The sequence below is a fragment of the Kaistella faecalis genome (assembly GCF_019195395.1).
In the GTDB taxonomy this organism is placed as follows: Bacteria; Bacteroidota; Bacteroidia; order Flavobacteriales; family Weeksellaceae; genus Kaistella; species Kaistella faecalis.
In genome coordinates this window covers 229,557-243,329 of sequence record NZ_CP078067.1, presented here as the reverse complement: position 1 = coordinate 243,329, position 13,773 = coordinate 229,557, and the positions used below count along the sequence as shown (strand labels likewise).

Here is a 13,773-nt window from a genome sequence, read left to right as displayed (position 1 = left end):
TAAGTTACCACCGTTTTCTTCTTACATAAATAAAAGTCAGAAGAGCAATAAAAGCCATTAATCCTAACGTGAAAAAATAGCCGGAAGGTTGTCTGAGCTCAGGCATATTCTCGAAATTCATTCCATAAATTCCGGCAATAAAGGTGATCGGAAAGAAATACATCGAATAGATCGCCAGAACTTTCATTACCTGATTTGCTTTCTGGTCGCTCATGGCAAGAAACATCGAAATCAGGTTGGTTACCTGTGCATTCAGGTGTTCAAAATCGGCGATAACATCTTTATGTTTGTCCTTCAGATCTGTCACTTCGGCATCATTAAGTTGCAGGGTCTTAAATTTATCAATCCAGTCTGCAGACATATTCAGGATTCGCGCATTGAGGCCCGATTTTCTTTTTAATTTGTAAAGTCGGCGTATTTGGTTGGAGTTGTTGGTGTTTTTCAGGAAAATTTCGTTCTCAACATTATCCATCGTTTCCATAAGGTTCTGCGATTCATCATCAAAGGATTTCATCACTTTCAAAGCAAGTTTCAGCGCAATAGCATCGGTGGTTATTTCTTTATTTTCAGGGAGAAGAACCTCTTTCTTAAATTCATAGATACTCCTGTTCTTCATACGGTGAACCGTGATGATGATATTCTGAAACAGAAAGATGCCGAGTTTTGTTGAAATGTCACTTATGGTGTTCAGACTCGTGCGCTCCAGTTCCGTATTTTCTCGCGTCAGGAAGAATTTCACCGCATTGTCCTGCTCAAATTTCGGCAGGTGATTCGGATCAATGGTGTCTTCTAACAGCAGGGTATTGATTTCGTATCTTTCGTGGAGAAAATCGAGATCTTCCTGGGTTGGAGCCTCCACATCAATCCACTCGCAGTGGTGGTTCCGGTAAATGATTTCAATTGGCATCCGACAAATTTAATGATATTTTTCAGGTGGCATTAAAGATTTCAAATTCTTTAAATTAAAATTATCTTTGTAGAAATTTAAATCTCCATGATAAAAAGTACAATTAAAGGTATAGGGCATTATGTTCCGGAAAATGTGGTAACCAACGATGATCTTTCGAAACTGATGACCACCAGTGACGAATGGATTACCGAGAGAACAGGCATAAAAGAACGCCATCACCGCAAAAACAGAAATGATGCCGATGAAACCACCGCGTTTTTAGCATTTAAAGCTTCCGAAAAAGCGCTGAAAATGGCTGGTTTAACAGCAAAAGATATCGACTATATTGTTTTTGCAACGCTTTCACCGGATTATTATTTCCCTGGATGTGGCGTACTGCTGCAGGAAATGTTGGGCTGCGATACTATTGGTGCTTTAGATGTAAGAAACCAGTGTTCAGGGTTTGTATATGCCATGAGTGTTGCAAATGCCTTTATCAAATCAAAAACCTATAAAAATATTCTTGTTGTTGGTGCAGAAGTTCATTCATTCGGACTCGATTTTTCTGATGCCGGAAGAGGTGTTTCCGTAATTTTCGGTGATGGTGCTGGCGCAGTGCTTCTATCTGCAACCGAAGAAGACAGTGCCGGTGACATTTTAAGTACAAATATGCATTCCGAAGGTAAATATGCAGATGAGCTTTGTACGAAATTTCCGGGATCCAAATACGGCTGGAGCGACAGGATGCGTTTGGAACCCGAAAATGTTACCGATGCTGAAATTTACCCGGTAATGAACGGAAACTTCGTATTTAAACACGCCGTTACCAGATTCCCGGAAACCATGAAGGAAGCACTTGAATCTGCCGGAAAAAGCATCGATGATTTAGATATGTTTATTCCGCACCAGGCCAATCTTAGGATTGCTCAGTTTGTGCAGCAGAAAATGGGTATTCCGGAAGATAAAGTTTTCAATAATATTCAGAAATATGGCAATACTACTGCAGCATCTATCCCCATCGCGCTTAGCGAGGCGATAGAGCAGGGAAAAATCAAAAGGGGAGACCTTGTACTGCTTTCCGCTTTCGGAAGCGGTTTTACCTGGGGTTCAGTACTCTTTAACTATTAAAAAAAAATGCGTCCATCGACGCATTTTTTTTATTCTACTTTCAGCGAGTCTTCTTTCTGTGACTCGTTTTCAAATGCCGCGGAATCTACCCCGGCATTTCTTCTTTCATCGGCACTGTGTTCTTCTTTGTATTCTTCGCGTTTTTCCTCTTTCTGAGCACAGCTTATAAATGATAAGGTTCCTAAAAGGGCAAGAGCTAATAACTTTTTCATAGTGATAATCTTTAATGTTGGGATGGAGCGGTGCAAAAATGATGCAATTCTTTATTCTTACATTTTAAATGAATATGACTGCAACAAAAATTTGATTATTTCATCGTCATGAGTTTTATCCGGATATGAAATTTGTCAATGTTGATAATTGTCACTTTTATATTTAGTTATAAAGTTATGGTTCTGCGTAAATTTACTTGTGTTTTTAAAAGGAAGTAACTAAAAATCAACATAAAATGACTACTAAAGCCAAAGCAGAACACCAGGTGTATTCCGTAGACGGAGCAAAAGCAAACGCAAACGGATCCAGTAAAAACCCTCTTTCAGAAAAGTACGTTTATTCGTTCGGAGGAGGAAAGGCAGACGGAAATGAATCGATGAAGAACCTTCTCGGCGGTAAGGGCGCTAACCTTGCTGAAATGGCCGGCCACCCCGACCTCAAACTTCCTGTTCCGCCTGGATTTACGGTAACTACAGAAGTATGTACGTATTTCTATGATAATAATAGAACGTATCCCGCTCATCTGGAAAAACAGATCAAAGATGCTCTGGCAGAGGTAGAAACATTAATGGGTAAGAAATTTGGTGATGTAAAAGATCCGCTGTTGATGTCTGTTCGTTCCGGCGCCAGAAGATCAATGCCCGGAATGATGGACACTGTGCTTAATATCGGACTGAATGATGACACCGTAAAAGGTTTGATTCAGGTAACTGGTGACGAGAGATTTGCTTATGATGCCTACAGAAGACTCGTAATGATGTATGCAGATGTCGTTATTGAAAAAGCAGGCGGAATGGAACCTGCCAAAGGAAAAGGCATCCGTAAAATTATGGATGAAAGATTAGGTGAACTTAAAAAGGAAAGGGGCGTAGAACTTGATACCGAAATTTCTGCAGAAGATCTGAAAAAACTGGTTAAGGAATTTAAAGCTTTAACTAAAAAACATTTAAAAGTCGAGTTCCCTGAAGATCCATGGGATCAACTCATGGGTGGCGTAGGTGCAGTATTCGCGTCCTGGAACGGTAAACGGGCCATCGAATACCGCAAAATCGAGAGAATTCCTGATGCGTGGGGAACTGCAGTGAATGTGCAGGCAATGGTTTTCGGAAATATGGGCGACAGCAGCTGTACAGGGGTGGCATTTACAAGAAATCCGGGCAACGGCGACAACCATTTCTATGGTGAATATTTGGTAAATGCACAGGGTGAAGACGTGGTAGCGGGAATCCGTACTCCTGCGCCGATTAACGATTCCTCCAAAAACGATCATTCCAAAGATCTTACAAGTTTAGAAAAGTTAATGCCTAAGCAGTATAAAGAGCTGAATGAAATCCAGAAACGTCTGGAAAAACATTACAAAGACATGCAGGATATAGAATTTACCATTGAGAAGGGTACATTGTATATGCTTCAGTGCCGCGTGGGAAAACGTAACGGTGTAGCTGCAGTAAAAATGGCGGCCGATATGTACAGAGAAAAACTCATCGATGCAGATACAGCCGTAATGCGCGTAGGTCCTAATCAGTTGATTGAACTTCTTTTACCGATGATCGATCCCGAAGAAGAAAAGAAAAACAAGCCGATTGCAAAAGGACTTCCAGCTGGTCCCGGCGGTGCCACAGGACGCGTAATCTTCTCTTCTGAAGAAGCAGTAGAATGGGGGCTGAAAGGCGAAAAAGTAATTCTCGTACGTGAAGAAACTTCTCCTGAGGATGTTGACGGGATGCACAAATCCCAGGCAATTCTTACTACAAAAGGAGGAATGACTTCCCATGCTGCTTTAGTGGCCAGAGGTTGGGGTAAATGCTGTATCGTAGGCTGTAATGATATCCAAATCTTCGAAAAGGAAAAATATTTCCTCACTCACGATGGTAAGAAAATTCATGAAGGCGAATGGCTTACCCTGAACGGAACCACAGGTCTTGCATACGAAGGTGTTTTGGAACTTTCAAATACCGATCTTAATCAGAATGCATCTTATAAAGTCCTGATGACCTTGGTGGATAAAGCTAAAAAATTAGGCGTAAGAACCAATGCTGATACCCCGAAGGATGCACAGCAGGCCGCATATTTTGGTGCCGAAGGAATCGGATTATTCCGTACCGAACACATGTTCTATGGCGAAGGAAGCGAAAAACCACTGTTCCTCCTCAGAAAAATGATTATGAGCACCACAGTGAAGGAAAGAAAATCTGCTTTGAATGAACTCTTTAAATATGTAAAAAAAGACATTAAAGCCACTTTGGAAGTAATGAACGGAAATCCGGTGACCATCCGTCTGCTCGATCCACCATTACACGAATTTGTTCCTCACGACAAAGAAAAATTACAGGAACTGAGCAAAGAACTGGGCGTAAGAATGAGCGTTCTGAACCGAAGAATTCTCGCTCTTCACGAAAATAACCCAATGCTGGGCCACCGCGGTGTACGTTTGGGAGTTTCCTATCCTGAAATTACAGAAATGCAGGTAAGAGCAATCTTAGAATCGGCAGGTGAACTGCAGAAAGAAGGTAAAAAAGCCTTCCCTGAGATTATGATTCCTGTAGTAATGGGCCGTCACGAATTGCGTCACCAAAAAGAAATCGTAGATAAAGTTTATGATGAAGTTCGGGAAGATCTGAATATAAAAGAAATCGCTTTCCTTTATGGAACGATGATCGAAACTCCGCGTGCAGCACTGAAAGGGGATTCCCTTGCTACTGTAGCAGATTTCTTCAGCTTCGGAACCAATGACCTTACCCAAATGTCTTTCGGATTCTCCAGAGATGATATCGGTGGATTCTTACCTAAATATCTTGATTTGAAACTGCTTCCTGAAGATCCATTCGTTTCCATTGACCAGAGTGGTGTTGGGGAACTTATTAAAATTGGGGTAGAAAAAGGAAGATCCGAAAAACCTAAACTGAAAGTCGGAATTTGCGGTGAGCATGGCGGTGACCCGGAATCCGTGAAATTCTGCCACCGGCTTGGTCTGGATTATGTAAGCTGCTCACCTTTCCGCGTACCGATTGCGAGATTGGCAGCCGCGCAGGCAGCAATTGAAGAGAAATAAGCTTTGCACTTATCATTTTTTGAAGAGAAACGGTCCCGAAATTTTGGGACCGTTTTTATATTAATCAAAGATTTCAAATTCATCTCCGTCGTAACTCGCAAAAACCATGGTAGGATAAGAATCCTGATGAAATATATTTCCGTGATGGTCGATAGCGATCGCTCCCGCGAATCCGTCTATTTCTTTTAACTCTGTGAAAGTCTTGCCGAAAGCTTCTTCCAGTTTCATTCCGTCGGTAACTCTGGTAACGATTTTAGCAGCAGTAGCGTTGCTCACAATGTCTTCACCAACTCCGGTACAGCTTACCGCACAATATTCATTGGCAAAATTTCCCGCCACGGTTGCTGAATCGGATATACGGCCCACGATTTCAAAACCTTTACCACCTGTTGAAGTTGCCGCAGCCAGCTTTCCGTTCTGGTCGAGGGCCACGCAACCTACGGTGCCTTTGCCGCCGTTTTTCAGTTTTTCTTCGTATTCCTTTCTGCGCTGCGGGATTTCAGTGGAGTAGTCTGGAAAACCATTTTCCGTGGCATACATTTTTGCGCCGTTGCCGCCGAGAACCCGGTCGTCTTCTTTCATAAGAACCTGAGCGATCTGAATGGGATTTTTTACATTTTCAATATTAATGACACCAGAAAATTTCTGGTTTTGGCCATTCATTAAGGAAGCGCTCATTCTGATTTTCCCGTCGCTCTGGATTTGGGAGCCGGTTCCCGCATTAAAAAGAGCGTCATCTTCCAGAAGCGAAACCACATATACAACCGTTTCTTCTGCACTATGGCTTTTTAAATATTCAAAAGCCTGTGCTGCGATTGATTTTAGTGAATTCTGTTTTGCCACTTTCACTTCGTGGCTTTGGTCACTTTCGGAAAAAAATCCACCGTGGATAATGATTTTCATATAAAAAATTGTGTTTTCTGTATTATAAACAGGTGCGGTAATCTGAATTAGAAAACTAACGGTCCTGCGGAATCGGGCTGTACTGAGAATTTACGATCGTGAGTTCCTTTGTTTTGAGATCGAAGAAATCATTCTGAGACATCACATGAACCGTGAGATTATCGATGGATATCGGCTGGCCAAGGTCGATCTTGGTTAGGTTGGTATCTTTAATGAATCTTCCGTCCACCAGAATCACAAGCCCGGAACCAATCGCGGTCATCGTATCTCCGTGAATATACAGCCCAGTATCCTCACCAAGCCCAATTCCCAGCGTGCGCGGATTGTTGACTACCGCCTGGAAAAGCCTGCCGATTCTGCCCCGCTGAACAAAATGGGTGTCTACAATTACGTTTTCAATGAATCCCAAACCCTGAGTGGTCTTAATTTCACCTTTTAAAAGGGCTTCACTGCTGGAGCCTTGATAGATCATATTTTCCGAAGCTGCTGCGGCTCCTGCCGAAGTTCCTGCATAAATGAAATCCTGCTCCTGGTATTTCAGAAGGATGGCATCGTGGAATCTTGTCCCGCCAAGAATAGAAGTGAGTCTGAGTTGGTCGCCACCGGTAAACATTACTACATCGGCAGCATTGGCGCGCGCAACGATCGCGTCGCTGTTGGCCTGTTCCCGGTTTTGGATGTCAAGAATGTTGACAGTTTTGGAACCTAAAAATTCAAAAGCTTTTTTATATTCTGGACCTACAATCTGCGGAATCTGCGAAGCGGTGGTGATGATCTCAATAATAGAATTTTCCTTTAAACGGGATTCATTGATTATTTTTCTGAGAATTCCGCGCTCAAAAAAGTTCAGGTTTTTTTCTACATTCTGGTCGTAATCGGTTTCTGCAAAACTGCCTTTGTTTACGGCACCTCCGATGATCATTAATTTTCCAACTGGTCTCATAGAATGCAAATGTAGAAAAATTATCAAACTCTCACCCAATGATGCGCCAACAAAATACAACTGAATAACTGATATTTACACAATTATGAGCGTCGAATTTACATGGAATATCAAAAAATTTTGAGGAATTATTATGTTTTTCATTTATCTTTGATTTTATATCACGAACTCACCATCACTAAACTTTACAGAATTAAGTATGAAAATTGAAAAAATACAGGTTTTAAAGGGTCCGAATATTTGGAGCATTCGCAGGAAAAAACTCATTCAGATGCGGCTGGATCTGGAAGAAGTGGAGCACCTTCCCACCAATAAAATTGAGGGTTTCCGTGAAAGACTCGAGAAACTTATTCCTTCGCTTATCACCCACCGCTGTTCCGAAGGTGTAGAAGGAGGATTTTTTCAGCGGGTGGAAATGGGCACCTGGATGGGCCACGTCATTGAACATATTGCACTCGAAATACAGACTCTGGCAGGAATGGATACCGGTTTCGGAAGGACGCGGGAAACCAAATCACCGGGCATTTATAATGTGGTATTCAGTTATCTTGAAGAGAATTCCGGGGTCTATGCTGCTGAGCAGTCCGTAGAAATTGCCGCCCGTCTTATTGATGGCCGCGATTACGATATTGATGCCTGCATACAGGAACTCCGCGAAATCCGGGAGCGCGAAAGACTCGGGCCATCTACCGGCAGTATCGTAGAAGAAGCAGCTGCCAGAAAAATCCCTTGGATCCGGCTCGGCCGTAATTCTTTGGTGCAGTTGGGTTATGGTGTTAATCAGCAGCGTTTTCAGGCAACCATTACCGGTAAAACTTCATCTATTGCAGTGGATATTGCCTGCAACAAGGAATTGACCAAAAAAATGCTTGATGAAGCAGCAATCCCCGTCCCGTCAGGAGATTTGGTTTCCGAACCCGAAGAACTCGAAAAAGTAATCCGTAAAATTGGTTACCCAATTGTGCTGAAGCCGCTTGACGGAAATCACGGCAAAGGATCATCCATTAACGTAAATGATATGGAAAGCGCCATCATCGGTCTTCAGCACGCACAGGCATATTCCAGAAGGGTGATTGTTGAAAAATACATTACCGGCTACGACTTCAGGGTACTGGTCATTAACCACAAGATGGTGGCAGCGGCGCGCAGAGTGCCTGCCCATATTGTTGGCGACGGTGAAATGAACATCCAGCAGCTTATTGATAAAGAAAATCTGGACCCAAGAAGAGGGTACGGACACGAAAATGTCCTCACAGAAATTCTGGTTGATAAAGATACCAACGAACTTCTTGAAAAACTTAATTATTCCCTCGAAACCGTTCCTCAAAAGGGCGAAATTGTTTATCTGAAATCCACTGCAAACCTTTCTACAGGCGGAACGTCCATCGATGTAACTGATATGATTCACCCGGAGAATGTCACCATGTGCGAAAGGATTTCCAAGATTGTAGGATTGGATGTGTGCGGAATCGATATTATGGCCGAAAATCTTACGCAGCCGCTCAAAGAAAGTGGCGGTGCAATACTTGAAGTGAATGCTGCACCGGGATTCCGGATGCATTTGGCACCGAGTGAAGGTTTACCGAGAAACGTAGCTGCTCCGGTAGTAGATATGCTTTATCCTCAGGGTAAACCTTGCCGGATTCCGATCATTGCAGTAACGGGAACCAATGGAAAAACGACTACGACCAGACTGATCGCACATATTGTAAAAAACAACGGTTACAGAGTAGGTTTCACGACTTCCGATGGAATTTATATCCAGAATACCATGCTCACCAAGGGTGATACCACAGGCCCTATTTCCGCGGAATTCGTCCTTAAGGATCCGACGGTAGAATTTGCTGTTCTGGAAACTGCACGGGGCGGAATCCTGAGGTCCGGATTAGGATTCAGTTCCTGTGATATAGGCGTTCTGACAAATATTAAAGAAGATCACCTTGGTTTGAATGATATTCATAACCTCAAAGATCTAACCCGTGTAAAAAGGGTAGTGCTTGATTCTGTTAGAAAAGGCGGCTGGAGCGTTTTGAATGCCGACGACGACTATTCCATGAGACTAATGCCCGATATTGAGTCTAAAGTAGCGATTTTCAGTCTGGACGAGAACAATCCCCATATCCTAAAATTTGCAAAAGAGGGAAAAGTCACCTGCGTATACGAAGATGGTTTCATCACCATCAAAAAAGGCGACTGGAAGATCAGGATCGTAAAGGCCATCAACGTGCCGATCACCATGGAGGGTAAAGCCAGATTCATGATTTCCAATGTGTTGGCGGCAAGTCTCGCGGCGTATTTGCAGGGTTTTGCCATCGAAGATATCGCCAATTCACTCCGAACCTTTATTCCAAGCCCGGCTCTGACTCCGGGAAGACTCAATGTTTTCAGATTTAAAAAGTTCAAGGTTCTTATCGACTTTGCCCATAATCCGGCAGGCTATGAGGCCATTGAAGATTATCTGAAAAATGTGGATTCACCCAAAAAAATAGGAATCATTTCCGGTGTGGGAGACCGCCGCGACGGAGATATCCGCGAGTGTGGTAAGATTGCCGGCAGAATGTTCGACCATATCATTATCCGCAACGAAAAGCACCTGCGCGGCCGAACCGAGGACGAGATCAACGGTCTGGTGATCGACGGTATGCAGAGTTCAGGTAAAGATGTAAGCTACGAGATTATTCCGAAGGAAATCGATGCGCTGAAACACGCAATGAGCCTGGCCGAGGAAAACACCTTTATCACCGCCCTGAGCGATGTTATTTCCAACGCTATCGATCTCGTGCAGGAATACCAGCATAAGGAAATCTTAGAAGAGGGCACAACTCTTTAAGAGCCTTTTTTCGTAAATATAGAATCCCTTCGAATGAAGGGATTTTTTGTGGTAATTTGTTTCTTAATATTACGGGAAGATCATTGCGGAAATGCTTTGCTATCATCAGCATTTTTGTTCTTTCGATGATTCAGATACCTAAAAGTATTTGATAATGAGAATGTTATAAAAATCAAACCTACAACAAAACCGCTCGAACCTGCACCGAAGTTAAAAACTGAGAAACTTATAAAAAGTAAAAAATAGACCATTCCTGTAAGCTGCCAGCAAACTGATGGCTCGGTGTATGCTCTGGAACTCCGGGTAGAATGGGATGAAAATATGGGCTTGAGCTTCTGAGAATCCCAGATTAACAGGACAGTGGAGGAAAAAAGCATCAGCGAAGTAATCAGCCAGGTTCCTTTAAAAGAAAGGCTTATGGTAATGATGCAGATATTAACGATCAGACTGAAATAAATTAAATTTCCCAGCGTAGCTAAACGCTGTGTCATTATTAGAAAGCCGGCCAAAAGCTGTGCAAATCCAATGAAGTTATAATAAAAACCTGACTGATAAAGCCCTTCAAAAAAGTAACCGATCGGATGATCTGTTGAAATTTGAGTAAACCGGTTTCCAATAAGTTTGGTGTAGCCTGAAGGTATAAATGCAGCCCCCAGCAGATAACGCAAATGAATGATAAACCAACGGTTAAAGCGGTTTTCTCTTAACTTTTTGTACTTCATAAGCGGTTAGTCGAAATAACTCAAATGATTGTTACAGTAAAGATTCATCCACTAAATCACCAGTAAATGGTACAGCCATTTCGCAACTTTCTGATAAATTGGAGTATCAAACATCGCGACTTCAAGACACTGTTCGATGATAATAAAAGTTCCAACATATTTAAAAACAGGATGTATATGGCCATTTTTAAGTTGATCCCAAATCCACGCGACAATAATAAGGCTGTCTGCAAGTACCAGTGCAAACCAAATTTCAGGTCGCGGTACAGAAGGAAAGTAATGCCTGAAACGGAACCATGCCGGCCATAAAACCACAATGGTGGCTAACAGCATCAGCCTTTTATGATAATCAGGTTTCTTTCTGTTAATGATGCCGGCTAAAACAAGTCCGAAAAAAAGTACACCTGAAGTTACGACACCTAATAATCCGGAGTACGCCGATTCACCAAACCCCTGCGACATTTCCCGGTGAACCACAAAAATTGCAGTTGGAATCATCGTGATAAAGATTCCTGCAGCAATGAAAATTCCCGAGATGCCCATATATTTGTGCAAACGGTAATTCCTGAAATGTATTAAACTGGTTTGAATGACAAGTAAAAAAATCCACGCGAATGCAAAAGCACCATGAACATGGATAATAACCGGAGCTTCGAAACTGCCCTTGGCAACAGGAATAAAAAAGGTTTTGGCAAAACCTATGAGTGCAGCCAACAACCCTACAATAGCCATGACCAGAAAAAAAGAGGGCTTTCGGTTTTTTAGTATCTTTTCCATCGGATCAACAAGAGGTTATTTTTAAAATATCACATCACGGCTCCTCATTGGCGAATGCTGGGATTACAATGTCTGAACTCTTTCGCCCGTTCACGACCTTAATCATCAGCTAATTACGGTTTACTAAGTTAGAAAAAAATATTCGATGTAATTTCTGATACGCGCTTTTGAATTTCATTATTTTCGGTTGAGAAGTCCAAAAAGTAATGGGATTGCCACCTCTGAGTTTTTTCCGCCTGTCTGTTTTCTGTTTTTGTCCAGGTCGGATAAACCCGAAAACCACGTTTTCCTGTTTTTGCATGTGTAGACAGAATGTGCTGCTTTACCAATACCGATTTAGGAAATAAAAACAATCCATGCTTTTCATTTTCTTCGGTCAGAATGATACAAAAATCAAAATGATCCGTTTCACTGAAAGGTTCGGTTTCATTATCAGCGTTCCGTCTCCACAGCGTCACAAATTGACCCACCTTTTTTGGAGTGATTTTCGCTTTTCTGAATTTGACCTGGTATTTTCCGGCTTCAAAATCATATCCTGAATAGTCTTTTGATTCCGCATCTTCCACAACATTTGAAATTTGCGATAGAGGAGTAGCAGAAAGCAGTTTTTCGAGCCTTATTAATTCTTTAACCATCAGTTTATTTTGTCTGCCAATATCATTTAATTGCAGTTTTTATTCAATCCCCATCTTCATATTTTTAGCGTCGAAATAGATTTGTTTCTGTAAAAAGATTTCATTTCCCAGCATTCCCGACATTCCTGAAAATTTCATGAGATAATACTGTGATTTTGAATATCCTTCCACATAAGTCATAGTGCTAAGCGGGATTTTTGTGTTTTTAAAGATAATGTCTTTTTCTGTTTCGGCGGTATACGTGGTAAGAAGATTATTCCAGGACCGGCCTTTCTCCGTGATGATTTTTGAATTTTTCAGTTTAAGTTTTTCCCAGATATCTTTATTGGTTAGAAGTTGGTATGCACTTGTTCCCGAATCATACAAAAACTCTTCATCTCTACCTTCTAAAACTGCAGGAATAATGATCTTCCGTTTTTTGAATTTAAAGTCAAACGTTTTATTTTCAAAGTTTTTGGGTTCAGATGTTAAGTTGAAAATCACATAATTGTCTTTAAAATTTAGAACTGTTTTCCTGTTTTCAAGCAAATCTGTTCCGATGGTTCCGATGATATTGATTGCATTATCACCCGGTTTATTTCCGAAGTCGATCACCTTGAAATGATCAGACTGCACGATAGAATTCCCTATTTTAAAACTGCTTTCAGCATGATCTCCAGCTGTAGCAACTTTACTGATTCCCGCAATGGAATTCTTATAAAACATAGTGTATGGGCTTCCGGTATCAAACTGCATATAATACGTCACAGTATCCAGGCTGAAGTGGACAGGTAAAAGCATTGCCTTTTTTGCCTTGTTTTCCCATTTTATTTTAACTGTTCCGCTTTCGTTACTGACGTGTAAATAATTTTTGTCTGGAGTGAATTTTCTGTCAAAATAGAAATATCCGGATAGGAGTGACAGCAGTATGAGAATTGAAGTAATGCTTAAAATCTTCTTAAATAAGTTCATTGTTTTTTTCTGCAATATTCTTTTATAATTTAAAAATCAGAGAAAAAACAGGACGACATTTTTATGACAATCTGATGTCACAGCTTATAAGAAGCTGTCTTTCAGGCTTATTGAAAGTTTTTGGGATTTGTTCAAACTCATGCCATTAATGATGACAATTCCTAATTTAAGAATACAAAACGTGATAAGACCATACATGAAAAGTGGTTTCTGTATTTGAAATTCTCTTTGAATAAAGGGAGTTATGATTAAAAACACAGAAAGCAGGAAGGTTAGAATAATTTGAATTTCAGTTATTTTTTTTCCAAGCTGTCTGTTATAAAAATCCTTTGTTTTTGAAGTCAGAATCAGAGGAAAAATAATTCCGCCAAAGGGAATAACCAAGCCTGCAAGCGCCGATAAGTTGATTAATTTGGAGCGCTCCGTATTGTTGATTTCTTCTCTTTCGAACAGACTTTCAGGCTTTAGCTCTAATGCTTTTGCTATTGCATTTAAGGTAAATCCTTTTAATGGGCTTCCGGCTTCAATCCGCTGAACTGTCCTCAATGAAAGCCCCGATTTTTCTGCAAGTTCATGCTGAGTAAGATGCTGTTTTTCCCGCCAATATTTTACTTTGTTCATTTTTTGGGAGCTATTAAAATAGCAGATAAGGGTTTGGCATCTCTGTGGGAGGTTTCAAAAAGAGATTTTTTGCAAGTTCTTTTGCATTCATCAGTAGTTATGTTTATAT

The 13,773-nt window shown here is 41.3% G+C and carries 12 protein-coding genes; 3 read left to right on the top strand and 9 right to left on the bottom strand.

Features of this window, described 5'->3' with window-relative positions; translation table 11 throughout:
* Positions 1-4: 4 nt before the first annotated feature.
* Complete coding sequence (locus KTV93_RS01170) at positions 5-907, bottom strand: magnesium transporter CorA family protein (RefSeq protein ID WP_218249507.1); 903 nt, start codon at positions 905-907, stop codon at positions 5-7.
* 87 nt (positions 908-994) lie between these two features.
* Between KTV93_RS01170 and KTV93_RS01165 the strand changes: the two genes are divergently transcribed.
* Positions 995-2,017 (top strand): 3-oxoacyl-ACP synthase III family protein, encoded by a 1,023-nt coding sequence (locus KTV93_RS01165; protein ID WP_218249506.1) that lies wholly within the window; start codon positions 995-997, stop codon positions 2,015-2,017.
* Between the two features lie 29 nt (positions 2,018-2,046).
* Here the strand turns inward: KTV93_RS01165 and KTV93_RS01160 are convergent, their stop codons facing one another.
* Entirely contained in the window at positions 2,047-2,229 is a 183-nt protein-coding gene (locus tag KTV93_RS01160) for a hypothetical protein (protein ID WP_218249505.1), read from the bottom strand.
* A gap of 236 nt (positions 2,230-2,465) precedes the next feature.
* On the opposite strand from KTV93_RS01160, the gene ppdK reads away from it, so the two are divergent.
* A complete protein-coding gene (gene ppdK / locus KTV93_RS01155; protein WP_218249504.1) occupies positions 2,466-5,282 on the top strand; it encodes a pyruvate, phosphate dikinase in 2,817 nt (938 codons plus the stop codon).
* A 60-nt stretch (positions 5,283-5,342) separates the two neighbouring features.
* Here ppdK and KTV93_RS01150 read toward each other — a convergent pair whose 3' ends face one another.
* Complete coding sequence (locus KTV93_RS01150; RefSeq protein WP_218249503.1) at positions 5,343-6,185, bottom strand: isoaspartyl peptidase/L-asparaginase; 843 nt, start codon at positions 6,183-6,185, stop codon at positions 5,343-5,345.
* 55 nt (positions 6,186-6,240) lie between these two features.
* A complete protein-coding gene (locus tag KTV93_RS01145; RefSeq protein WP_218249502.1) occupies positions 6,241-7,128 on the bottom strand; it encodes a cyanophycinase in 888 nt (295 codons plus the stop codon).
* Between the two features lie 199 nt (positions 7,129-7,327).
* On the opposite strand from KTV93_RS01145, the gene cphA reads away from it, so the two are divergent.
* On the top strand, positions 7,328-9,958 hold the full coding sequence (gene cphA / locus KTV93_RS01140) for a cyanophycin synthetase (protein ID WP_218249501.1): 2,631 nt from the start codon (positions 7,328-7,330) through the stop codon (positions 9,956-9,958).
* Between the two features lie 80 nt (positions 9,959-10,038).
* Here cphA and KTV93_RS01135 read toward each other — a convergent pair whose 3' ends face one another.
* From KTV93_RS01135 to KTV93_RS01115, 5 genes are all read right to left on the bottom strand, one after another.
* Entirely contained in the window at positions 10,039-10,680 is a 642-nt protein-coding gene (locus KTV93_RS01135; protein WP_218249500.1) for a DoxX family protein, read from the bottom strand.
* Positions 10,681-10,731: 51 nt separating this feature from the next.
* A complete protein-coding gene (locus KTV93_RS01130) occupies positions 10,732-11,457 on the bottom strand; it encodes a hypothetical protein (protein WP_218249499.1) in 726 nt (241 codons plus the stop codon).
* 128 nt (positions 11,458-11,585) lie between these two features.
* Positions 11,586-12,092, bottom strand: coding sequence for a MepB family protein (locus KTV93_RS01125; protein ID WP_218249498.1), 507 nt, complete (start codon positions 12,090-12,092; stop codon positions 11,586-11,588).
* A 39-nt stretch (positions 12,093-12,131) separates the two neighbouring features.
* Complete coding sequence (locus KTV93_RS01120; RefSeq protein WP_218249497.1) at positions 12,132-13,043, bottom strand: hypothetical protein; 912 nt, start codon at positions 13,041-13,043, stop codon at positions 12,132-12,134.
* A gap of 84 nt (positions 13,044-13,127) precedes the next feature.
* Positions 13,128-13,664 carry a helix-turn-helix domain-containing protein gene (locus KTV93_RS01115; RefSeq protein ID WP_218249496.1) on the bottom strand — a complete coding sequence of 179 codons (537 nt, stop codon included), beginning with the start codon at positions 13,662-13,664 and terminating at the stop codon, positions 13,128-13,130.
* Positions 13,665-13,773: the final 109 nt, after the last annotated feature.